The sequence below is a fragment of the Nocardiopsis sediminis genome (assembly GCF_042650565.1).
Classification (GTDB): domain Bacteria; phylum Actinomycetota; class Actinomycetes; order Streptosporangiales; family Streptosporangiaceae; genus Nocardiopsis_B; species Nocardiopsis_B sediminis.
This window is the reverse complement of record NZ_JBHSBH010000004.1, coordinates 183,515-206,394: the sequence shown is the minus strand read 5'-3', so window position 1 is coordinate 206,394 and position 22,880 is coordinate 183,515. Positions and strand designations below refer to the sequence as shown.

Here is a 22,880-nt window from a genome sequence, read left to right as displayed (position 1 = left end):
AGGCGCGGGATAATCCGTACAATTCAGTTTGCGACTCATGTGCACTCCGCACATCCCGCCCGATCGGCGGCCGCCGCACCGCTTTCGAGGAGGCCGAACCGTGCTCACCGTCGGGGATCTGGTCCGCCGCCCCGGCCTGGACCTCCGGGTGCTCGCCGGGCGGCCCGGGCTGGGCCGCGAGGTCCGCTGGGCGCACGTGACCGAGCTGGCCGACCCGGTGCCCTGGCTGCGCGGCGGCGAACTGGTGCTGACGGTCGGGCACGGGGTGGGCGCCGCCCCCGGTGAGCAGCGCGCCTACGTCCGGCGCCTCTACGACGCCGGGTGCGCCGCCCTGGGGTTCGCGCTGGACACCTGGATCGAGACCATCCCTGAGGCGGTCCTCGCAGAGGCGGCGGAGCTGGACATGCCGCTGCTGCGGGTGGCGGGCACCACGCCGTTCATCGCCATCGTCGAGGCCGTCGCCGACCACCACGCCGAGGCGCGGCTGCGCGCCCAGCAGCGTGTCCTCGCCGCGCAGGACGCCATGGCGCGGGCGTCGCTGCGCGCCGGGGTCGACGGCGTGCTGCGCGAGCTGGCCGCGGCCACCGGCGGCGAGGCCGTCCTGTTCCGGGCCAACGGGACGTCCCGCGCGACCTCCGGAACCGGTGAGCGCCCCTGGCACGGCCTCGCCCGTTCCGGGGCCGCGGCCGGGGCCGGGCGCCCGCGCGGCATGACGGTCCTGTCCGACGACGGGGCGACGATCCTCTCCCAGAGCCTGAGCATGAGCGGCACGGCGCTGGGGCGGCTCGCGCTGCGCTGCGCCGCGCCCGTCTCGGCGCACACGCGCATGCTGGCCAACCATGCGGCCTCGCTGCTCGCAGTGGACCTGCACGGCGCGCGCACGGCGCGGCGCGCGGTGCACCGGCAGCGGGCCCACGTGCTGGGGCTGCTGCTCGACGCGGACGCCGCCCCGGGGGTCATCGCGCACGCGGGCCGGCTGCTCCCGCTGCCGGCGCCGCCGATGGAGGTCGCGGTCTACCCCTCGGCCCGCCCCGATGCGCTGCTCGACGCCGCGGCCGACACGGTCGGCGACGTCCTGCCCGACGACGACGCCGACCGGGTGGCCATGTGCGCCACACCGGACGCGCTGGTCGTGGTGGTGCCCGACACCGGGGCCCGCCCCCGCGCCGGCGCCCGGCTGCTCGCCGAACTGCGCACGGCCCTGGGCGCCGATCCGGCCGCGGGTGCCGACCGGGGCGCTGGTATCGACAAGGGCGCGGGAGCCGACCGCCCGGCCGGCCATGACCGCCGTCCGGGCCACGACGACACCGCTCCGGTGCCCGAGGCGGCCGGTGCCTGTGCCGCTCGTAGCGCCGCCGATCTGCGCACGGCGGCGCTCCGGGCAGGACGCGCCGCTGCGGTGGGGCCGGGCTACCGGCACGTGGACGACGCCGACCCGCTGGCGCGGCTGCGCCGGGCGATCGGCCCCGGCGACGCCGAGGAGTTCGTCGCCCAGGTGCTGGGCCGGCTGCGCGACCACGACGCCCGCAACGGCACCGACCTGGTCGCGACGGTCCACCGCTACCTGGACCACGACGCCAACATCGAGGCGACGGCGCGGGCGATGGGCGTGCACCGCAACACCCTGCGCACGCGCCTGCGAACGGCCGAGCGCGTCTCGGGCCGCCCTCTGACCGCCCACCACCGCCTTGAGCTGTGGCTCGCCCTCACCCTCGACACCACGAACCCACCTCTCGGGGAACCGCCCGCGGGGTGAGGCCCCGCCGGCCCGCGCCTGCGGCCCACCGGCCCGGCGGCCGGGCGTCCCCGGCCCCGGCCCCCGGACATGCCGATGCCCCCGGCGGCCAAGGCCAGGGGCATCGGATCGGGGGGTGGTGCGTCTTACCGCGCCCCGGGGTCCCCACGTACATCCCCCGGGGCACGGGGTCATATGGGGACTTCGACGAACTGGTCGCCCTGTACGTTCTCGACGACGACGGAGGACACGTCCTCCGGGTCCACCAGCGCGGACCCGTCCATGTTGGTGCCCTCGTCCTCCCCCGAAACCAGCCAGCTCCCCGCGACCTCGCGGGTGCCGTCGGCCGCGACCACGACCACCCGGCACTCCTCCCCCTGGGGGATGCCGGTGACCGCGGCGTTGACCCGAACCCAGCCGTCGGCCGGGGTGACCATGACGGTCGCCCGGGCCCCCGTTGCCGGGTCGTCGCCGGAGGCGACCACGGTCCCCGACGGCGGATCGGCCGACTGCGAGGGATCGGGCTGGGCCACCGGCGGCGGATCGGGCGCCACCGCCCGGCCGACCACCGCTCCCCCCGCGACCAGGACCAGCGCCGCCGAGGCGGCGACGAGTGTCAGGACAGTGGCGCGCCGCCGGTCGTCCACCCGTTGTTCCCTGCGTACACGGCGCAGGGTGCGCTGCAACATCAGATCACCGTTGTCCGGCGGGCCGTCGAGCAGCGCCTCGGGCGGCAGGTCGCCGAGCCTTTCCTTCATGAGCAGTAGTTCGCCCAGTTCCTCTCGGCATAGTGCGCAGGAGGCGACATGGTCTTCCACCGTCAGGCTCTCCCACCGGTCCAGCGTCCCCAGCGCGTAGGCGCCGAGCAGGCGGGCGTCCCCGTGCCCATCGGTCGTCATCCCATCACCTCCCTCAATGCGGTCTTGTCACCACGGAACGCCGTGCGCAGCGCCCTCAGCGCATAGTGGGACCGGGATTTGACCGTACCCGGCGGCACCCCGAGCACCTTCGCGGCCTCACTGACGCTGCGACCGTGGAAATAGACCTCGATCAGTACGTCGCGGTGGTCATCGGACAGGGTGGCCAGAGCCTCCAGCACCACCACCGAGTCCACGACCGCGTCGGCGTGGTCGCGCTCGACCGCCGTGTGGGCGGGCGATTCCGCGACCTCCTTCGGCCGGGCGTCGCGCGCCCGGGCGCGGTCGGTGACGATGTTGCGCGTCACCGTGAGCAGCCACCCCCGGACCGAGCCCTTGCCGTTGACCAGGACGTCGGGGTTGCGCCAGGCGCGGATCAGCGTTTCCTGCACCACGTCTTCGGCGGCGGCCCGGTCACCGGTCAGCCGGGTCGCGTAGGCGAGCAGTGAGCGCCCGTGCTCGTTGTACAACGAGCGGATCAGCGCCTCGTCGCCGGCCGATCTTCGACCGCGGGACAACGCTCGTGCCATCCCTGGACCCCCTCCTTCCTGACGCCGTGCGCGTCGGCGGAGCCGTGTCGGCTCCGTCCCCCACACGGACGGCGACAGCAGGCGGTTCAATCGGTTTCGCGCGGATTTCCGGAACCCCGCGGAACCTGAGGGGGTGTCCTCGTGGCGTCCGAACACCATCAGCACCTCCGGCCGGAATTGATGCATTCGACGACCTGGTCCATGAGCTCCTCGCTCATGACGTTGACGAACATGGCGTGGTCGGTGCCCGGGGAGCGGCGCTGCTCGGGGAAGGAGTCGATGGCGTAGGCGACCCCTTCGGGCACGTCGTAGCCGAGCTCCACGCGCAGCCGGGGGACCGGGAAGGTCCGCTGCGGGCAGGCGCCGCCGGCCTGCGGGGGGACCAGGTGCGCGCGGTGGTCCTCGCTGTCGGTCGCCAGCCCGTCCCAGCAGCTGGGGAAGTCCAGCAGGCGCAGGACCCGGCTGCCGGGCTCGCACAGCGGGTAGCGGTCGGTGATCCGCTCGGGCTCGCCGGCGCAGCTCCACTGCGCGGGGGGCGGCCCGGTCCCCTCCGTGAACGCCAGCGGGTCGCCGGTCACCGAGCGCAGGAAGCGGGGCATCGCCACGACGTCGCTGACCGCGTTGCCCTGGAATTCCAGGCGCACGGATGAGGGGGGCAGGATCTCGCCGATGTTGCCGTGGCTGCCACCGCCGGGCTGCTCGTGGTCCTCGCCGGTGCGGTCGAGGCGGCGCAGGACGGGCCAGAAGTAGGTCGACCGGTCGTCGGCCATCGCGCACGTCGTGGCCGCGGCGGCGAGGGTCGCGTCGGTGGACCCGAAGTAGGTGGAGAGGTTGCCGACGTATTCGTGGGTGTGGTGGGCGGCGTTGGGGACGCCGGGGGTGAGGACCGGGTTGTCGGCGTTGTAGTGGCCTTCCTCGTTGCGTCCGCACTCGGAGGTGAACGACCCGGTGGAGGCGTCGGGGCCGGGCGCGGCGGGCGGCGGGCCCTCGGGGACGTCGCCGATGGGGACGAAGTCGCCGCGGGCCGGGCCGTCTCCGGGCAGCGGTCCGAGGAGGGTCGAGCGGAGCACGGTCGCGGTGGTGCCGATCAGGATCAGGGAAAGGCCGGCGAGAAGCACGGTCCGCACACGGCGGCGCCGTTCAGCGGTCCGGATGGACGTCAGCATGACGGAATTCTTCCGTTGTTCCGGGCCGGGAGAAAGCCGGTCTCCGGCCGTCATCCGCCGATAACGGGAAAAGGGCGGTGACGAGGGCGGACCCGGCCCGCTCAGCGGAGGCCTCCACCCCCTGTTCCGGGCCTCCGTGCGCTTTCCCCGGGGCGCGCCGGGCCTCCCCTCCTTCGAACCGGCCGCGGCCGTGATCCGTGTGCCCCTTTGTGGATCGGAACGGCGAGCCGACGAGCGGGCGGAGGCGGCGCCGCACCCCGGCCGAAGGCCCGACTCGCGGGGCCGTTGGAGCAGAGCGAGAAGGCGAGTGTGACCAGGCAGCAGCACGCCCGCGTGAGGCCCGATCGGAGGAGGTCGATGGCCGAGATCAGCGTTTGCCGGACAGATGCCCCGAGCCGGGCGCGCTCCCCTCAGCGCCCTCCGCCGCCTCCAATGGGGGCGGCGGCCACTGATCCGGTCGGTTGGGACGGCAGGAGGGGATCATGGGGGTTCAGCGGTTCACGAAGAGGTTCGCCGGCGTGCCGGACAGCATCGCCGAGGCCAGGCACTGGCTGGCCGGCCTGTTCCCGCCGGGTTCCGGGGACGCCGGCCCTCCCCCGGAGTCCCGGTCCAACGCCGTGCTCCTGCTCTCGGAGGTGGCGACCAACGCCGTCCGCTATACGGCCAGCGGCGGGTGCGACGGGGCGTTCACGGTGCGCGTCCACCTGTCACCGGCGACGCTGCGGGTGCAGGTCGAGGACGGCGGTTCGGCCACCTCCACGCCGCGGCGCATGGCGGCCGGCCCCGGCGATGAGAGGGGGCGCGGGCTGGTCCTGGTGGACGCGATCGCCGACCTCTGGGGGCCTCTCGTGGACCCGCCCGGCATGTTCTTCGACCTCTCCTGGGCGCCGGTGACGCGGAACGGCGCCGGCCGGGGGGCGGGGCCGGGCGCGTGCGTCCGCCGAAACACCGGACCGGGCCGCCCCTGAGCCCGCCGTCGCAAGGGCGGGAATCCGGGAGGCCCACGGCGGATTTCCGTCCGTCGACGGTATTCCGCCCGCCCGCCGGTTCCGTCCGTCCCGCCGCCGCTGATTCGCCTTCGGTTCCGTGCACGGGGGGTCCGCGAATCCGGGCCGCCCGCCGTCCATCCGAGGGGGAATTCCGGGAGCGCAATTCCACCGGAATTCCCAGTGGTTTTCCGCCCCGCCCGAAAGGGGATCCGCGCACCGCCCGCACCGCCCGCTCCGGGAAACACGGCGATCGGCGGGCGGCGGCCGGACCCGGGCGTGATCCGGGGCCCGTTCCGGGTAGTGCAGCGCCCACGGCACGGGGCGAGCGGGGGTCCGATGATCGGCGGCGGGGCGTGGGTCAGCGTGCTGGTCCTGGCGGGCTCCACTGTGGTCCTGGTGGTGGTCGGCGGGCCGTTCACCCGGCTGGTCGACCGCCTCGCCGACCGGACCGGCATGGGCGAGACGCTGGCCGGGTTCATCCTGGTCGGCGCGGTCACCGCGCTCCCCGGTCTCGTCACCAGTGTGCTGGGGGCGGCGCGCGGGGACCCCGAGTTCGCGATGAACAACGCCCTGGGCGGGATCGCGTTGCAGACCACGTTCATCGCGCTCGCGGACCTCTTCTACCGCCGGGCCAACCTGGAGCACGCCGCCGCGTCGCTGCCCAACCTCCTCGCCCCCGTGGGGCTGTCCATCATGCTGGCCACCGTGCTGGCCGCCGGGGCGGGCCCGCAGCCGTCACTGCTGGGCGTCCACCCGGCGTCGGTGCTGCTGGTGTTCCTGTACTGGGCGTGGCTGCACCTGTCCCAGCAGGTCCGCGAGCATCCGATGTGGCGGCTGGAGCGCACCGCCCAGACCCGCCCGGACGTGCCCGATCCCGCGTCCCAGCGCGCCGGGGAGTCGCTGGCGCGCATGTGGGTGTCCTTCGCGGTGATGGCGGCGGTGGTGTCGGGCACGGGGTATGCGATCGGTGAGGCCGGGCTCGCGCTGGCCGCCGAGACCGGGCTGTCGGGCGGGCTGGTCGGCGCCCTGGTGACCGGCGTGGTGACCTCGACCCCGGAGCTGGTGACCGTGCTCTACGCGGTGCGGATCCGCGCCCTCCACCTCGCCATCGGCGACATCATCGGCGGGAACGGGTTCGATGTGCTGTTCCTGTCGGCCGCCGACATCGCCTACCGGCACGGGTCGATCTTCTCCGCGATCAACCGCGAGGTGATCCTGGTCACGTCGATCGGGATCATCCTCAACCTGCTCGTGGCGGCCGGGCTGATCCGGCGCCAAGAGCGTGGAATCGGTTTCGAGGGCGTCGCGATGTTCGTCGTCTACATCGTCGGAATGGCCACCGTTGCGTTCATCGACTGAACCGCCTGATACGACGCGGAACCCCTTTTTTGCGAACGCCGAAAAATCCCGCGTTTCCGCCCTTTCTCCCCTTTTCCCTTCGCTCCGCCTCTTCGCCGCGAACACTTCCTGGCTGAAATCGCACTCGGTTATTCTTATCCGCAGTATCCGGGCCGCCCCCCACGACCGCGAGCACCAGAACCGGGCAGGAGGTCTGTCGATTGGCCGGCGGCACGGCCGCGTTCGGCTCCTGGCCGCTCCTGGGCCGCGACCCCGAACTCGCGGCCTTCGACTCCCTGCTCGCCCGCGACTCCCGGTGCGGCTTCGTCGAGGTCGCCGGCGAACCCGGGATCGGAAAGTCCCGGCTGGTCGCCGAGGTCTGCCACCGGGCGCGTGCGGCGGGGTGGTCCACCGCGTGGGGGGCGGCCGGCCGGTTCCAGGCCGACTCCGCGTACGGCATCCTCATCGACGCCCTCGACGACCACCTGGCCGACCGCCCCGGCGCCACCGAGCTCCTGGAACCCCGCCACCGCGACCAGCTCGCCCTGGTCTTCCCCGCGCTGCGCGGCGCCCTTCCCGATGGCGCCCCGGCGCCGGAGGCCGACCGCTACGTGCTGCACCGCGCCTTCGCCGGTCTGCTGAGCGCGCTGGCGCCCCGCAGCGGGCTGCTCCTGGTCCTCGACGACGCGCACCGGGCCGACCCCGCCTCGGCCGAGCTGATCTGCCACCTCCGCCGGCACGCGCCGCTGCCGCGGGTACGCGTCGTGGTGGTCCGGCGCACCCGGAGCTGCCCGGGCCCCCACGCGGGGCCCCCCGCCCCCGGCGCCACGCGGCGCATCGAACTGGACGCGCTCGACCGGGCGACCGTGGCCCGGCTGCTGGGGCCCGGCACCGGGCGGGCCCGGTGCGCCGAGCTGCACGCCGCCAGCGGCGGCAACCCGCTCTACCTGGAGGTGCTGGCGCGCGCACCCGAACCCCCCGCTGCCGAACGGGGGCCCGCCACGCTCGAATGGGGGCACACCCGGCTCTTGGAGGAGTTCCGGTTCCTGCCGGCGGGAACGCGGCTGGTCGCCCAGGCCATCTCCGTCATCGGCCACCCCTCCGACCCCGAGCTGATCGCCGCAGCGGCCGAGACCGACACCGCCGCGGTGCTCGCCGGCACCGCCGACCTCCTCGCCGCCGACCTGCTGCGCGAATCCCCGGCGGGCGAGGACGGGGGCGGGGTCGGGTTCCGCCACCCGCTGCTGCGCCGGGCCGTCTACGCGTCGGCCAATCCGTTGTGGCGGCGCGGCGCCCACGCCCGCGTGGGCGCGCTGCTGCGCTCCCAGGGCGCACCGGTCCAGGTGGTCGCGCCGCACGTGGCGCGCTCGGCGCGGGTGGGCGACGACACGGCGGCCGAGCTGCTGATCGGGGCGGCGCGCACCGCCTCGCTGCACGCGCCGGGGGCCGCGGCCGGACTGCTGCGGTCGGCCCTGGGGGTGTGGGTGGACCGGACCGACCCGCGCCGGGCGGGCGTGCAGCTGGACCTCGCCGGGGTGCTGCTGGCGAGCGGGGACCCCTCGGCCGCCCGCGACACACTGCACGACGTGCTGCACCTGCTGCCCCCCGGCGACGGAGGGCGGCGCTCCGAGGCGATCCGGATGTGCGCGGCGGCCGAGCGCCTGCTCGGGCGCCTGGACGCGGCCGCCGACCTGCTGCACCACGAGCTGTCCGCGCACCGGTCCGGCGGGCCCGGGACAGCCGCCCTGTGGCGTGAGCTGGCCCGCACCGAATTCCACCGCGCCGACTCCACCACCGCCCGCACCGCCGCGGTGCGGGCCCGGGAGCTGGCCGAGCGGTGCGGCGACCGCGCCGGGGCGGCGGGCGCGGCGAGCGTCATCGCCTACTGCCTGGCCGCCGCCGGGGAGATCGCCGCCGCCGACACCGAGACCCGGGCCGCCGCACGGCTCGTCGACGGCCTCACCGACGCCGAGACCGCCGCCGTCCTGGACGACGTCATGTGGCTCCCGTGGGCCGAGGGGCTGCTCCAACGGTTCGGCGACGCGCTGCGCCACGTCGAGCGCGGACTCGGCGTCGCGCGGGCGACCGGCCGGGACGTGGCGGTCAGCGACCTGCTCACCTGCAAGGCCTCGGCGCTGACGTGGCTCGGCCGGTTGCGGGAGGCCGCCGAGTGCACCGAGGACGCCGTCGACGCCGCCCGCCGGATGCGCGCCGACACCCCGTTGGTCACCGGGCTGGTCCACCGGTCACTCGTGCTCGCCGCGCGCGGCGACATCGAGGGGGCCCGGGCACACGGCGACGAGGCGGTGCTGATCACCGGGGCCCGGCAGCCGCTCTTCCGGCCCCTCGCGGAGTTCGCCGCCGGGGCCGTGCGGTTCGCGGCCGGCGAGCAGGCCGTCCTGCACCGGGCTCCGGTTTCCGGTCCGGGAGGTCTGCTGCGGCTCCCGGAGTACCCGCTGCGGGCCTGCCTGTACGCCGTCCTCACGGCGTCGGCGCTGCGCTCCGGCGACCTCGGCGACGCCGAGCGGTTCGCCGGGGAGGCCCAGGCGGGCGGCCCCCCGGACCTGCTGCCGTGCAGCGCCGGGTTCGCCCGGCTGGCGCGGTCGATGGTGCTGGCGGCCCGGGGGGCGGCAGACCGGGCGCTCGACGCCGCGCGGGAGGCGGTCGAGGCGTTCGGCCGGGCGGGGGCCGTGGCCGCCGCCGGGGTCGCGCACCTGGGTGCCGCGAGCGCCTGCGAGGCCGCCGGCGACCGCCCCGCCGCCCTGGCCGAGCTGGACCGCGCCGCCCGCGCGTTCACCGCCTGCGGGGCCGAGCGGCTGCTGCTGGAGACCGTGCGGCGGCAGCGCCGGCTGGGGCGACGGGTACCGCGGCCGGGCGCCCCGCGCCGGTCGCGCGAGAGCGGCGGCGACCTGACGCCGCGCGAATCCGAGGTCGCCGCCCTCGCGTCACGGGGGCGGACCAACCGGGAGATCGCCGACGCGCTGGTGATCAGCGAGCACACGGTCGAGACGCACCTGTCCCGGGTCTATGCCAAACTCGGGGTCTCCTCGCGCACGGCGCTCGCCGCCCACCTGCGCGACGACAGCGGGGACCCCGTGTGACGTGCGGTGATGTCGTGGGGCGATGTACATGGTTTCCGGGATGCATCGCGCACGGCGCGCGCCGACGATGGTGGTCGTCGGCGGAAACGGGGCCGGGGGGCACTGAGGGACCCACCGATCCGCGCCGGGGCCACTGACCGCTGTCACCGCTCGCCAGGGAGGTCGGCATGGACGCACCGGCACCGCACGGCGGCTGCCCGCCGCCGCGGCCCGCGTCGCCCCCGGCCCGCCCCTGCCACTTCTTCCGTCTCTCCCGCTGCCGACCCGGGCGCGCCACGGACGGTGCCCGCCCGGGGATCCGCAGATCCTAGATCGACACCCCCGCGCGTGTGCCCCTAACGCGGAACCGCCTGCCGATCGTCGGGCGGCGACCGCAAGGGGTCCCGGGCTCGGCGGAGCCCGGGACCCCGCCACCGCGCCCCTTGACGCACTGGCGCCGGCCTTTCACCGGTTCCCGGCGATCCGCCGGCGTCCGTGCCGCGGCGGCCGTGTGCACCTCCCCCCGTCACACGGCCGCCGCCCCCATCTCCCCGGCCGTGCCTCGCGCGCGGCCCGGGCCGCCGCGCCGGTGCGGGGGCTCCTCTCGCCCCCGCGCCGGCCGGTTCCGTCTCCGGTCCCCGCGGGCATCCGCGTCGGCCGGAAGCGTCCGCGCGCACCGGCCCCGGGGGCCGGAACGCCTCCCGGGGCCGTGTCCCCCCGGCAGGTCCGCCCTCACGAACGGCCGGGGAGGTTCTTGCGGCGGGCGCGGCCTCAGGCCGGCGGACCGGCGCACCCGTGGACCGGGGGCTCCATGAACAGGCGGCGGAGATGGGATTCGGGCATCCGGTCGAGTTCTGCGCGCAATTGCGCGTCCCACATTGCACGGATTTCCGGGGCCTCGTCGGCGGGGATTTTCGCCACGCGCGTTTCATCTTCATGGGTGGCCGAGAAGATGCGGTTACCACCGAGGTCGCGTGATCCGAGTTCGGCGATCTCCACACCATGCTCCCGTGCCCAGGCTCGCAGTTCCGGCATTGTGATCTGCCTGACGTTGCAGAACATCGCGACCAACCTCAGCCAGCGTTCGATGCATCTTCCCTGCGTACCACGCTACCCATTCCCTACTCGCCTCACGCTGTCGCTTTTCCCACGTGGCCGATTCAGGCCGCGGGCCATTCCCGCTGGTTCCACGCCTCCGCCCCGCGGGGGACCACGCGTTACGCCGGCGCGGCCGCGGCCGATTGTGGACACCACTTCCGCGCGCAATCGTTTTGAAGCCCATTGCGAACTCGCCGGTCCCGCATAAAAGCCCAAGGGATCGGCGAATACCAACCGGGCCTATTCAACGCCCGCGGGCGGACCCCGAAAAGCGCCCGGCCCGATCCGCCGCGCCCGCGCTCCGGTGCGCCCTCGTACTCCGCGGCGCCCGGGGCCGGCGCCGTCCCGCCCCGTCCTCCGGTGAGGACATCCAAAACCGGGAAATCGGCCTCCGGGGGATGCCGCGACCGGGACGGCACCGGACCGACGGTGAACCCATCGCCCGGCCCATCCGTGCCGAGGACGCGGCGGCGCGACCAGGGTCCCTAACGATCTTGACTCGGACAGCGCGGCCGTTCGGCCCGCTCCCACCCCCCGCACGCACGGGCGCGCGTACGCGGACGCCGGTGTCGTACCGGCTTTTCGGACATGTCATGTTTGATGATCATGGCTCGACCATTACCCTTCTCAACGCGCGTAGATTCTAGGATTTCGCGGGACCGTGGCACGTGGTGTGCCCTGGTGCGAAGGGGGTCGTGGTGGCGCTCACCGAAGCCCTGCCCTGAAACGGTCCCCATGGCCGATATCGGCTACTACCTGGGGAAATACCCGTTCTTCAGCTCGGCGGGATTGCGTATGAGCGCTCGTCTCCCCTGGGAGACCAGACGTGCAATGGTGCGACAGGTGCTCTGGATCACCCGGGATGACCTGGTTTGTCACGCGTGACCTCCGGGGGACGTGAAGCCTCAGACGAGGTCATTCGCCTCCTGGTCGGCATCCGCACCCCCAACCCCCAAAAAGGAAGGCAGAGCATGCGCAAGATTTTGATCGTGGGTGCAGGACAGGCTGGGGTGACCCTGGCAAGGGGCCTCCAGCTGCACGGGGGCTACGACGTCACCCTGATCAACGGCAAGACCAGCGACGAGGTGCGCACGGGGACGCCGCGCATCACCCAGTTCTCGCTGCCGCGGGCGCTGCGCGACGAGCAGCGGCTCGACCTCGACCGGTGGTCGGGCTTCGCACCCCGCATCATCGGGCTCCGCCAGCCCGTGTCGGAGCCGCTGGCGATCACCGGGACGTTCCCCGACCACGCGTTCGGGATCGCGGTCGACGCCCGCGTCAAGCTGGCCGACTGGCTGGAGATGTTCGAGGACAAGGGCGGCAAGGTGGTCATCAACGGTGTCACCATCGACACCCTCGACTACTTCACCCGCATGTACGACCTCATCGTCATCGCCACCGGCGGCGGCGAACTGGGCGCGCTGTTCGACACGGACCGCGAACGGTTCTCGGGCGCCAGCGAGCGCGTCGTGACCCAGGTGTTCGTCCGCGGGCTCACCCCCAGCCCCGCGGGCAGGGCCTACGCCGACGTGATCTCCTCGCCCATCGGCCGGGTCATCATCGCCCCCATCCAGACCGACGAGATCGACACGCTCGTCCACTCGATCACCGTCCTGGACAAGCCGGGCGGCGTGCTCGACGGCGGGCACCTCGCGGACTCCGGCGGCGGCCACCGCGGGCCCGACCCCCAGGCCATCGCGGAGTGGATCCGCACCACCCTGGGGACCTACGCCCCCGCGACCGCGGCGCGGATGGACCACATCGAGCCGGTGAAGAACAGCGGGCTGGTCACCACCAGCTCGCCCGTGGTCCGCAAGCCCGTCAGCCACCTGCCGTCGGGCGGCGCGGTCCTGGGGATCGGCGACGTCGTCATGACCACCGACCCGATCTCGGGCCAGGGCTGGAACGTGTCGACCATGTCGGCGCGGATCTACCTGGAACGCATCCTCGCGCACGGCGACCGCCCGTTCGACGCCGCGTGGATGCAGGAGACGTTCGACGCCTACTACGAGGCCGAAGGACAGCACTCCGCGCTGCTGAGCGCCGCACTCGACGGGATCTGGGACAACGGGGAACCCCCCGCGTTCTTCCAGGCCATCATCGCGGCCGCTGTCGAGAACGAGAAGGTCGCCGCCGCCTACGCACACGGGCTCGACGACCCCTCCACCTACGGCTGGTTCTTCTCCGAGCAGGCCGCAATGGAATTCCTCGCACAACACCAGTAACCCGACCCACCCCGACCCACCCCGACCCTCCTGTCTTCCCCCAGTAGAGGAGAGCCCCCATGCCGGGAGCCCACCCCCAGCAACCGCACACCCAGCGATCGACCCCGCGGCCGAAGGTCTGGAGCCGGCGGAACATGCAATGGCTGTACGACCTGCTGGTGGTGCACGGGACCTACTGGGCGGCGTGGGGGTGCCGGTGGCCGCACATCGCCGCCCTCTACCGGGAGAACCTGCGGGAACGCCACCTCGAAGTCGCGCCGGGCACCGCTTACCTGCCCAACAAGGTCGGCCTGCCCGGCGACGCCCCCGAGGTGCACCTGCTCGATCTCCACGAGGGGTCACTGGACGTCAGCGAGCGCCGGCTGGCGCGCTACAGCCCGAAGCGCCACCAGGGCGACGTCCTCGCCCCGTTCCCCACGGGAATCGGCACCGTGCAGTCGGTGGCAGCGGCGAACCTGCTGCACTGCGTACGGGGGATCGGCGGCGGCGGGATCGCCTCCAAGGCACCGATCTTCGACAACGTGGCCGCCGTTCTCGAAGAGGGCGGCACCTTCTTCGGGACCACCGTGGTGCGCTGGGACCGCATCGGCGCCGACGTCCCGATGAGCGGCTTCGGCCGCCGCCTGCTGGTCAAGATGAACGACCAGGGCGTCTTCGCCAACCTCTCCGACTCGCGTGAGGACCTGGAACGCGAGCTCACGAGCCGCTTCGACGACGTGCACGTGGAGCTGCGCGGCGCGATGGCGCTGTGGAGTGCGAAGGGCCGCGGCCCAGGCCGGTGATCCCGGCCATTTGAGGACGTGGGGCCGGACCCGGCCTTCAGGGTCCGGCCTCCGCTGTGCGACGCGGCCTTACCCGGCCGCGCCGAATCGGTCGGCCCCGCGCGCGGAGCAGGCGCGCGGGCGAACGGAGAGGCACACCATGGCGGAAACCGTCACCGACGGCGACCATCTGGCCATTGTGGGGATCGGCGTCCGGTTCCCCGGGAACATCACCACCCCCCATGACCTGTGGCAGGCGCTCACCGAGGGCCGCGACCTCATCGGCACCTACCCCCCGGAGCGGTGGGAACGCACCGCCCCCCTCATCGACCCCACCCAGCGTCCCACGAGCCCACCCGCAGCCGGGATCATCGACCACGAGTTCGACGCCTCCTTCTTCGGCATCGGCCCCCGCGAACGGGACCAGATGGATCCGCAGCACGGGATCCTGCTGGAGGTCGTCCACGAGGCCCTCTCCGACGCCGCCATCCGGCCCAGCTCCCTGGCGGGATCCGACACCGGTGTGTTCGTCGGCGCCGCATCGTTCGACCAGGCCACCCTGACCCTGGGCGGCACCGGCCGGGTCGACATGCAGACCGCCGCCGGCGCCGGCATGGCGCTGCTCTCCGGGCGCATCTCACACGCCCTGGACGCGCGCGGCATCAGCACGACCACCGACACCGCCTGCTCGTCTTCGCTGGTCGCCACGCATGAGGCGTGCCGTGCGCTCCAGGCGGGCGACGTGTCCGCGGCGATCGTCGCCGGGACCAACATCCTCTCCAACCCGCGCATCACCGCCTCCCTCGACGCTCCGGGGGTGATGTCGAAGCACGGCAGATGCCGCCCGTTCGACACCCTGGGCGACGGCTACGTGCGCGGGGAGGGCGTGGGGGCCGTGATCGTCATGCGCCACGCGGATGCCGTGGCGCGGGGCCTGCGCACCTATGCGCTCATCGAGGCCTCGCGGGTCAACTCCGACGGCTTCTCCAACGGGCTCGGCCTGCACGCCCCCAACGTCGACGCGCAGCGGGACCTGCTCACCGAGGTCTACGACCGCGCCGGGATCGACCGGAGCGAGGTCGACTACATCGAGGCGCACGGTACCGCGACCGCGGCCGGCGACCGGGTCGAGGCGACCGCGATCTGCGACGCCCTCTCCCCCGGCCGCCCGGCCGCCGCACCGGTCCTGGTCGGATCGGTGAAGTCCAACCTGGGCCACATGGAGGGCGCCGCCGGGATCGCGGGGCTCATCAAGACCGCGCTCGCCCTGCACCACGGCGAGATCCCGCCGACCATCAACCACGACGAGAAGCGGCCCCAGTTGCGGCGCCTGCCCTTCGAGGTGCCGACGAAGCCGGTGCCCTGGCCCGAGCGCGGCCGGCCCCGCCGCGCGGGCGTCTCCGGGTTCGGCTTCTCGGGGACCAACGCCCACGTCGTACTGCGCGGCGTACCGGCGGACGCCGACCGGCCGGTGCGGGAACGGGCGGAGCGGCGCCCCGAACTCCTCGCGCTGTCGGCGCCCAGCCCCGCCGCCCTGCGTGAGACCGCGGCCCGGCTCACCGGGCCCGTGGGCGCGCGGCCCGATCTCGCCGGCACCGCGCGCACGCTGCTGCACGGCCGCGACCACCATGCGGCGCGGGCCGCCGTGCACGCCGCCGATCCCGCGGAGGCCGCGGACGCCCTGCGCGCGCTCGCCGAGGGCCGGACCCACCCCGCGCTGGCCGGGCCGCGGCGGCTCACCCTGCGCCCGCGGCGGCTCGCCCGCACCGCCCTGGCCTCTCCCGTCGTCTTCGTCTTCCCCGGGCACGGCACGCACTGGGCGGGGATGGGGATGCGCCTGGCCGAGCGTCTGCCCGCCTTCGCCGAGGAGCTGGAGCGGGTGCGGGCGGCACTCGGCGAGTTCACCGAGGACCCGTGGTCACCGGGCGACTCGATCGAACCGTTCGTGGCCAAGCAGCACGGCGTGTTCGCGATGCAGGTCGCGCTCGCCGCGGTCTGGCGCTCGTGGGGGATCGAGCCGGGCGCGGTGATCGGGCACTCGCTCGGCGAGGTGGCCGCCGCCCACGTCGCCGGGGCGCTCTCCCTGCGCGACGCGGCCCGCCTGGTGGTGTCCCGGTCGCGCCAGATCGGGCGGACCGCCGGCACGGGGGCGATGCTCGTCACCGCGCTCACCCCCGCGCAGGCGCTCGAGGAGATCCAGGGCCACGGCGACGACCTCGCCCTCGCGGTCCACAACGGGCCCTCCGCCACGGTGGTCTCCGGCCGCGTCTCCGCACTGGACGCCCTTGAGGCGCGCCTCGCCGAGCAGGGGGTGTGGACCCGGCGGATCACCGATGTCCCGCCCGGCCACTGCGCCCTGCTCGACCCCCACCTGCCGGAGCTGCGGGAGGCCCTCGCGCCCATGGCCCCCCGGCCGGTGCGGACCCCCATGATCTCCTCCTACACCGGCCGCGCGGTCGACGGCGGTGAGCTGGACACCGACTACTGGACCGCCCAGGCACGCGGCCGGGTCCGGATGTTCGACGCGCTGACCCTCGCCGCCGACCACGCCAAGAACCTGCACCGGACCGAGCCCGTCTTCCTGGAGGTCGGCCCGCGCGGCATCGTGGGCCCCAACATCGAGGCGGTCCTCTCCGAGGGCGGCTGGCCGGGCGCGGTGGTGCCGGCGCGCCGGCCGTCCGATCCCCGGCGCCCGGCGCGTACCCCCGTCGAACCGGTGGAGGACGAGTACGAGGCGCTGGTGGCGCAGGCCGCCGAGCTCTACACCCGCGGGCCCGTCCCCGAGGGGGCGGTGCCGCGGGATGCGCCGGTGGCGACGCTGCCACCGATGGCGTGGGACCGTTCGCGCGCCGAGGGGGACGCCGACCGGGTGGGGGCGGCCGAGCTGATACACCGCGATCCGGCGGCGGCCGTCGCCCTGGTGCTCGCCGACACCCTCGGCCTCGCCTCCGACGTCCGGCTGGACCCGTCCGAGGAGCTGATGGCGCTGGGCATGCACTCGATGAAGAGCCTGGAGCTGGCCCGGTCGCTGCGCGCCCTGGACCCGCGCCTGGTCGACCTTCCGCTGGCGGAGATCGCGCAGTCCGCCACCGTCCGGGAGCTGTCCGATTCGGTGTCCGGCTGGCTCTAAAGCGCCCGGGAGCCCGTCTTCCGACGGGCTCCCGGGAACGGGCGCACCCGGCCACGGCCACGTGTGGGGGGACGTGGCCGTGGCCGTGGCCAGGTACGGGTGCGGGGCCCGGCCGCCGCGAGGACCGGTGCGGGGCTCGGCCGCAGTAAGGACTGGGCCCGGCCGCCGCGGAGGGCTGGTGCCATCCGTTCCCCCGCGGTGGCCGTGCCCGTGCGCCGCCGCCTGATGGCGGCGCGGCCGGGTGCGGCGCGTCAGCCGCAGTGCTCGAAGGGGCTGGTGTAGCTCTGCGAACCCACCGACCCGCCCCAGCTGACACAGGTCGACGGGGCCGCCCGGCGCACCGGGCCGGCGTAGTAGGCGAAGGAGCCGGAGTCGGTGACCCGGGCCTCCCCCTGGACCTCCAGGAAGGCCGAGGTCGCCGACGCCGTGCCGACCGAACTGGCCTTGATCGTGACCGCGCAGTTGTAGCTGTTGGAGGCGTTGTAGAGCAGGTAGGCGGTCCCGGCCGACCCCAGCGCCTGGGAGTCGATGACCGAGTAGCCCGACCCGCACACCGCCGTCGGGGTGTAGGGGTTGCCGCCGCCACTATTGCGCGAGGTCAGCGTCTGGTTCGGGTAGCCGAACCGGGCCCCGTTGAAGTAGGCGGGCTCGATGTTGGCGGGGTAGGAGGTGTCGGTGGTGCGCACCTCGTAGTGCAGGTGCGGGGAGATGTTGTTGCCCGGCCGGCTGGTGTTGCCGACCTCGCCGATCTTCTGCCCCGCGGCCACTGTCGCCCCGGCCGACACCGACCGCACGCGCAGGTGGGCGTAGTAGGTCCGCCAGCCCCCGCCGTGGTCGATGACCACCAGGTTGCCGTAGCCGTTCGTGTCGCCCTGGTGGGCCGAGGTGATGACCGTCCCGGCCGCGGCGGCGACCACGGTGTCGCCCAAGTCGGCATCGGGGGTGCCGCCGCGGTTGAAGTCGATCTCGTAGGAGCGGTGGGCGCTGCTGTTGCTGGAGTTGCCGGTCCAGGTCTGGCCGGCGGGGAAGGGGAGCTGGAAGGCGGGCCGGGGCCCCGCGGCCTGGGCGGGTGCGGCGCCGGCCAGCAGCCAGGCCGCGCCCACCAGGACCGCGACACCGGTCGCCGCCACCGCTTTCATCCGCGCTTTCGTCCGCGCAATCATCCGCATGGCCGACAGAATCGCGTTCGGGCATACAGCGCCGCTACATCGGGGGCGGCGCGGCCGGCAGGACCAAAGAAGTCACATTCGGGACGAAAGCCACCACACCACCCTCTTCTTCCACCGCCGTCCCCTGTACCTTCGTCCCGGGGGGACCTGTTCCGTCGCGGAGGGTCGATCATGTCGCATCCGGAATTGCGGTTCGGAGTCCTGGGGCCGCTGCGGGTCCACGCCGGCGAGCGCGCCGTGGAGCTCAACGCGGTCAAGCCGCGGATGCTCCTGGCCACCCTGCTCCTCGACGCCGACCGGGTCGTGCCGCTGGACACCATCGTCGAGGCGCTGTGGCCGCAGCGCCCGCCCCGCTCCGCCGTCGCCAACGTGCGCACCTACGCCAGCGCGCTGCGCTCCGCCCTCGGCGGCGACCGCCTGCGCTCCGAGGTCGGCGGCTACGCCATCCGCGTCGAACCCGGCGAACTCGACCTGCACACCTTCGACGACCTCGTGCGGCGCGCCGCGGCCGCACGCGGGGCGGGCCGGCATGAGGAGGCCCTCGGCCTGCTGGACGACGCGCTGGGGTACTGGCGCGGGCGCCCCCTGGAGGACCTGCCCGCCGGAGCCGCATGGGAGGACGCGATCGGGCGGATCTCCGAGGGCCGCGTGGCCGCCGCCGAGGAGCACGCCGCCCTCCACTTGGCCCTCGGGCGCCACACCGCGGCGATCGCCCCGCTGCGCGCGCTCCTGGCCGACCACCCCTTCCGCGAGCGGCTGTGGCTGCACCTGATGCTCGCCCACTACGGGTCCGGCCAGCGCGCCGAGGCGCTCGGCGCCTACGCCGAGGTGCGCCGGCTGCTCGTCGCCGAGCTGGGGGTCGAGCCGTGCGCGGAGCTGCGCCAGGTCCACGACTCCGTCCTCCGCGGCGACCCCGTCGCCAGGACCGTCGCCGCCGCGCTCGCCTCGGTCCTGCCGCACGTGGTCCCCGCGGTCTGCCAGCTCCCCCGCGACCTGCCCGACTTCCACGGCCGCGACACCGCCCTGCGCGACCTGCGGCACCTGGCCGGCGACGGCCGCGGCACGCCGGCGGTGGTGGTCGCCGGGCCGCCGGGCGTCGGCAAGTCGGCACTGGCCACCCGCGCCGGGCACACCCTGCGCGACCGGTTCCCCGACGGCCAGCTCCACCTCGACCTCGGCGGGACGGGCCCCGAGCCCGCGTCGGCCCACGACCTGCTCGGCGACCTGCTGCGCTGGCTCGGCGTCGTGGGCCGCGCCCTGCCCTCCGGGGTCGCCGCCCGGGCCGCCCTCTACCGCTCCCGGATGGCCGGGCGGCGCATGCTGCTTATCCTGGACGCCGCGGCCTGCGCCGACCAGGTGCGCCCTCTCCTGCCGGGGGCCGAGGGGTGCGCGGTGATCGTCACCAGCCGCCGCCGGCTCTCCGACCTTGCGGGGGCCCGCCTTCTGGAACTGGGCATGCTCGACGCCGCGGCCTCGCGCGCCCTGCTGGAATCGTCCGGCGCCCCCGGGGCGGCCGCCGCCGACCCCGCGGCGGCCGAGGCCATCATGCGCTCCTGCGGGGGGCTGCCCCTGGCGATCCGCCAGGCCGGGGGGCGGCTGGCCGGCCGGCGCGCCTGGCCGCCGCGCGTACTGGCCGAGCGGCTGGCCGACGAGCCGCGCCGGCTGACCGCGCTGGGGGTCCGGCCCGGCTTCGCCGCCGCCTTCGGCGACCTGCCCGGCCCGGCCGCGGCGGCCTTCACGTCCCTGGGCGCGCTGGGGGCCGCGTCCTCCCTGCCCACCTGGGCGATCGGGGCGCTGGTGGACCGCGACGACGCCGAGGCCGAGGACGTGGTGGACGCGCTGGTGGAGGCGCACGCGATCGAACCCGCCGGGGTCGACGCGATCGACCAGCCCCGCTTCACCATGCACGAGCTCGTGCGGCTCTACGCCCGGGAGCTCGCCGACGCGCCGGGCGACCGCGCCGAGCGGCGCGCCTGCCTGGAGCGCGTGGCCGGCGGCTGGCTCGCACTGGTGGAGTCGGCCAATGCGGGGATGCCGGTGAGCCCGTTCGTCGCCCGCCTGGGCGGCGCCCGCCGCCGCCCGCCCGGCGGGGCCGCCGCGCGGCGGGCGGCGGAGCGGCCGCGTGCCTGGTTCGACGCCGAGCGCCCGGCGCTGGTCGAAGCGGTCGCCCGCGCGGCTGAGGCGGGCCTGGCCGACCACGCCTGGGAGCTCGCGGCCGCCCTGGTCCCCTACTTCGACATGCACGGGCACTACGGCGACTGGTACCGCACCCACCGCAGCGCACTGGCGGCCGTGCAGGCCGCCGGCCACCGCCGCGGCCAGGCGGCGCTGCTGCGCGGCCTGGGCCAGCTGCGGGCCTACCAGGGCGACCACGAGCGCGCCACCGACCTGTTCGACCGGTCCCGGCGGATGTTCGCCGCGTGCGGCGACGGCCACGGCGAGTCCATCGCACTCAGCGGCCTGGCGACGGTGGCGCGGATGCGCGGGCGCTACCCGGAGGCCATGGAGCACTGCCACCGCGCCCTGGAGGGTGCGCTGGCGGCGGGCGACCGCCACGGCGAGGCGCTGATCCGGGCGTCCATCGGCCGGCTGTGGCGGGCGCGCGGCGACACCGACACCGCACTGGACTGGCTGTCGGCGGCCCTGGACCTCAGCCGCGACACCGGCGACCGGCACCGCGAGGCGCACGTGCTGCACGAGATCGGGCTGCTCCGCGCGGCCGAGGGGGCGCACCCGGCGGCGCTGGCGCGCTTCCGCGCGGCGCTGGCGATCTTCCACCAGATCGGCGACCGCGAGGGGATCACCGGCTCCCTTGCGGTCATCGACCGCACGACCCGCGCCACGCACACCGCCCGCGGCCCGCACACGGGCCACCTGCGCACCGCGCGCACCCCGCAGCCCACCCGCACCGGCTGACCCGCCGCCCCGGCCGCCGGCCCGCACCGGCGCCCGGGCCCTGGAGCGGGGGCGGTGTCAGCGGTGGTGCCAGTGCCGCACCCGGTCGGCGTAGGGGTCGTAGGCCACGCCCGGTTCGGCGTCGAAGACCCGCACGGGGCGGTCGACCGCGTCGTAGCGCGGCCACGCGTCGTCGGCCGGGCGGCCGTCGCGGACGAAGGAGACCCAGTCGCGGTGCATGAGGTCGGCCAGGGACTGCGGGGGGCGGTCGCCGGCCAGCTCCGCGACGCCGGGCGCACCGAGCCCGTCGAAGGTGAAGCCGAGGTCCAGGGCGTGGCAGGCGCCCAGCCGACCGTCGAAGGTCGGCGGGCGCCAGGCGAACTCGTACATGTAGACGCCGGGTCCCCCGCCCGCCTTGGCCTGCGCGTCGGCCACGCGGACGCTGGGCACCCGGAAGAACCAGTCGGTGGAAATGGCCGCGAACACGTCGCCGGGCGCGCGGTCGTGCTCGGTGCCGACGTAGTACCGGATGCCGAGCGGGCCCAGCCCGTACTCGGCCGCGGCACCGATCAGCACCGGCCAGGTGACGCGGTCGATCCCGCCGTCCGGCACCAGGAAGGCCCGCTGTTCGTCGGTGGTCGTGCCGATGAGCAGGCCGATGTGGGCGGCGTCGCCGCGGGCGATGACGTCGGCCGGCGGATCGGGCAGCGTGGGGGTGCCGGTGACCGGCTGGAACATCATCCGGCTGGCGAGGACCCCGCCCCAGCGCGCCACGTCGATCGACGACGCCACCTCCGCGGCGAGCCGGTCGTGGGCGTCGGCGAGCCGCTGCGGGGCGACCGTCACGAAGGCCTCGCGCGTGGCGGGGATGCCCAGGTCGTCGGCGAACAGCCGGGTGATGCGCCGGGCCTGCCGCGTGGTCATCGTGAACTCCGCCGACCCGCTCTGCATGATCGCGCGGGCGAAGAGCCCTTTGGCGCGGGGCATGGCCATGAGGGTCGCCACGCTCATGGCGCCCGACGCCTGCCCGGCGACGGTCACCCGCTCGGGGTCGCCGCCGAAGGCCTCGATGTTGTTCTGCACCCAGTTGAGCGCCAGGACCATGTCGAGCAGCGCGCAGTTGGCGTCGTCGTCGCCGGTGTAGAGGAGGCCTTCGGCCCCCAGCCGGTAGTTGACCGAGACGAACACGATCCCGTCGCGCGCGAAGGGCTGCCCCCGGTACTGCGGGACGGCGCTGGAGCCCTCGTTCCAGGCCCCGCCGTGGATCCAGACCATGACCGGCCGCGCGCCGTCGTCGGCGGCGGGGGTCCACACGTTGAGGTTCAGGCACGCGTCCCCGGGGACGTCGGGCGAGGGGAAGAGGGTGTCGTAGGGCGGGTGCTGGGCGGTCTGGACGGCGGTGGGGCCGAACGTGTCGGCGGGGTGCACACCGCTCCACTGCCGGGGCGGGCGGGGCGGACGCATCCGCAGCTCGCCGACGGGGGGCGCCGCGTAGGGGATCCCGAGGAACGCGACGGTCCCGTCATCGTCGAAGCCCTCGACGGCGCCGCCGCAGGTGTGAACGACCGTCCCCATGACCCCTCCCCGACGAGCACGGGGGATGCGTTCACTTAACGTAACATTCCTCCCACTCCGTGCCATGCCCGCCGCGCCGGTGCGCCGCGTCACCGGGGCGCACCCGCCGGGCCTGCGGAACGCCCCCGGCGCACACACCGGGGGCGACCTGTGGCGGCAGTGCCGCCGTACCGCCGGGCAGCGGGGCGCACCGGGGAGCGGTGGCGGGGACCGTCCTTCCCCGCCGCCGCCCACGGCACCGGCCCCGCCGCGCCGGCCGGCCCCGGCCGACG

Annotated in this window: 14 protein-coding genes; 8 read left to right on the top strand and 6 right to left on the bottom strand. The window is 74.8% G+C overall.

The window, feature by feature from the left end; translation table 11 throughout:
• The first annotated feature begins 100 nt into the window (after window positions 1-100).
• Window positions 101-1,756, top strand: coding sequence for a PucR family transcriptional regulator (locus tag ACFOVU_RS05040; RefSeq protein ID WP_378530236.1), 1,656 nt, complete (start codon window positions 101-103; stop codon window positions 1,754-1,756).
• Between the two features lie 170 nt (window positions 1,757-1,926).
• Here the strand turns inward: ACFOVU_RS05040 and ACFOVU_RS05035 are convergent, their stop codons facing one another.
• The 3 genes from ACFOVU_RS05035 to ACFOVU_RS05025 all read right to left on the bottom strand — a co-directional run bounded on the left by ACFOVU_RS05035 (window position 1,927) and on the right by ACFOVU_RS05025 (window position 4,348).
• Window positions 1,927-2,634 carry an anti-sigma factor gene (locus ACFOVU_RS05035; protein ID WP_378530234.1) on the bottom strand — a complete coding sequence of 236 codons (708 nt, stop codon included), beginning with the start codon at window positions 2,632-2,634 and terminating at the stop codon, window positions 1,927-1,929.
• Window positions 2,631-3,182 (bottom strand): sigma-70 family RNA polymerase sigma factor, encoded by a 552-nt coding sequence (locus tag ACFOVU_RS05030; RefSeq protein ID WP_378530232.1) that lies wholly within the window; start codon window positions 3,180-3,182, stop codon window positions 2,631-2,633. Before ACFOVU_RS05030 ends, ACFOVU_RS05035 begins: the two co-directional genes overlap by 4 nt.
• Window positions 3,183-3,340: 158 nt before the next feature.
• Window positions 3,341-4,348 (bottom strand): DUF1996 domain-containing protein, encoded by a 1,008-nt coding sequence (locus ACFOVU_RS05025; protein WP_378530231.1) that lies wholly within the window; start codon window positions 4,346-4,348, stop codon window positions 3,341-3,343.
• Window positions 4,349-4,830: 482 nt separating this feature from the next.
• Here ACFOVU_RS05025 and ACFOVU_RS05020 point away from each other — a divergent pair, with 482 nt between their 5' ends.
• The 3 genes from ACFOVU_RS05020 (at window position 4,831) to ACFOVU_RS05010 (ending at window position 9,776) form a co-directional block, all read left to right on the top strand.
• Entirely contained in the window at window positions 4,831-5,316 is a 486-nt protein-coding gene (locus ACFOVU_RS05020) for an ATP-binding protein (RefSeq protein ID WP_378530229.1), read from the top strand.
• A gap of 357 nt (window positions 5,317-5,673) precedes the next feature.
• Window positions 5,674-6,696, top strand: coding sequence for a sodium:calcium antiporter (locus tag ACFOVU_RS05015; protein ID WP_378530227.1), 1,023 nt, complete (start codon window positions 5,674-5,676; stop codon window positions 6,694-6,696).
• Between the two features lie 200 nt (window positions 6,697-6,896).
• Window positions 6,897-9,776: a helix-turn-helix transcriptional regulator gene (locus tag ACFOVU_RS05010; RefSeq protein ID WP_378530225.1), complete on the top strand. Its 2,880-nt coding sequence runs from the start codon at window positions 6,897-6,899 to the stop codon at window positions 9,774-9,776.
• Window positions 9,777-10,526: 750 nt separating this feature from the next.
• On the opposite strand, the gene ACFOVU_RS05005 is transcribed toward ACFOVU_RS05010, so the two are convergent.
• Window positions 10,527-10,817: a hypothetical protein gene (locus ACFOVU_RS05005; RefSeq protein ID WP_378530223.1), complete on the bottom strand. Its 291-nt coding sequence runs from the start codon at window positions 10,815-10,817 to the stop codon at window positions 10,527-10,529.
• A gap of 1,007 nt (window positions 10,818-11,824) precedes the next feature.
• Here ACFOVU_RS05005 and ACFOVU_RS05000 point away from each other — a divergent pair.
• The 3 genes from ACFOVU_RS05000 to ACFOVU_RS04990 all read left to right on the top strand — a co-directional run bounded on the left by ACFOVU_RS05000 (window position 11,825) and on the right by ACFOVU_RS04990 (window position 16,969).
• Complete coding sequence (locus ACFOVU_RS05000; protein WP_378530221.1) at window positions 11,825-13,078, top strand: styrene monooxygenase/indole monooxygenase family protein; 1,254 nt, start codon at window positions 11,825-11,827, stop codon at window positions 13,076-13,078.
• 134 nt (window positions 13,079-13,212) lie between these two features.
• Window positions 13,213-13,860 carry a hypothetical protein gene (locus ACFOVU_RS04995; protein ID WP_378530219.1) on the top strand — a complete coding sequence of 216 codons (648 nt, stop codon included), beginning with the start codon at window positions 13,213-13,215 and terminating at the stop codon, window positions 13,858-13,860.
• Between the two features lie 139 nt (window positions 13,861-13,999).
• Window positions 14,000-16,969, top strand: coding sequence for a type I polyketide synthase (locus ACFOVU_RS04990; protein WP_378530217.1), 2,970 nt, complete (start codon window positions 14,000-14,002; stop codon window positions 16,967-16,969).
• 251 nt (window positions 16,970-17,220) lie between these two features.
• Here the strand turns inward: ACFOVU_RS04990 and ACFOVU_RS04985 are convergent, their stop codons facing one another.
• Window positions 17,221-18,108 carry a M23 family metallopeptidase gene (locus ACFOVU_RS04985; protein ID WP_378530215.1) on the bottom strand — a complete coding sequence of 296 codons (888 nt, stop codon included), beginning with the start codon at window positions 18,106-18,108 and terminating at the stop codon, window positions 17,221-17,223.
• Window positions 18,109-18,309: 201 nt separating this feature from the next.
• On the opposite strand from ACFOVU_RS04985, the gene ACFOVU_RS04980 reads away from it, so the two are divergent.
• Window positions 18,310-21,054, top strand: coding sequence for an AfsR/SARP family transcriptional regulator (locus ACFOVU_RS04980; protein WP_378530213.1), 2,745 nt, complete (start codon window positions 18,310-18,312; stop codon window positions 21,052-21,054).
• A gap of 57 nt (window positions 21,055-21,111) precedes the next feature.
• Here the strand turns inward: ACFOVU_RS04980 and ACFOVU_RS04975 are convergent, their stop codons facing one another.
• Window positions 21,112-22,608 (bottom strand): carboxylesterase/lipase family protein, encoded by a 1,497-nt coding sequence (locus tag ACFOVU_RS04975; RefSeq protein WP_378530211.1) that lies wholly within the window; start codon window positions 22,606-22,608, stop codon window positions 21,112-21,114.
• Between the last annotated feature and the right edge of the window lie 272 nt (window positions 22,609-22,880).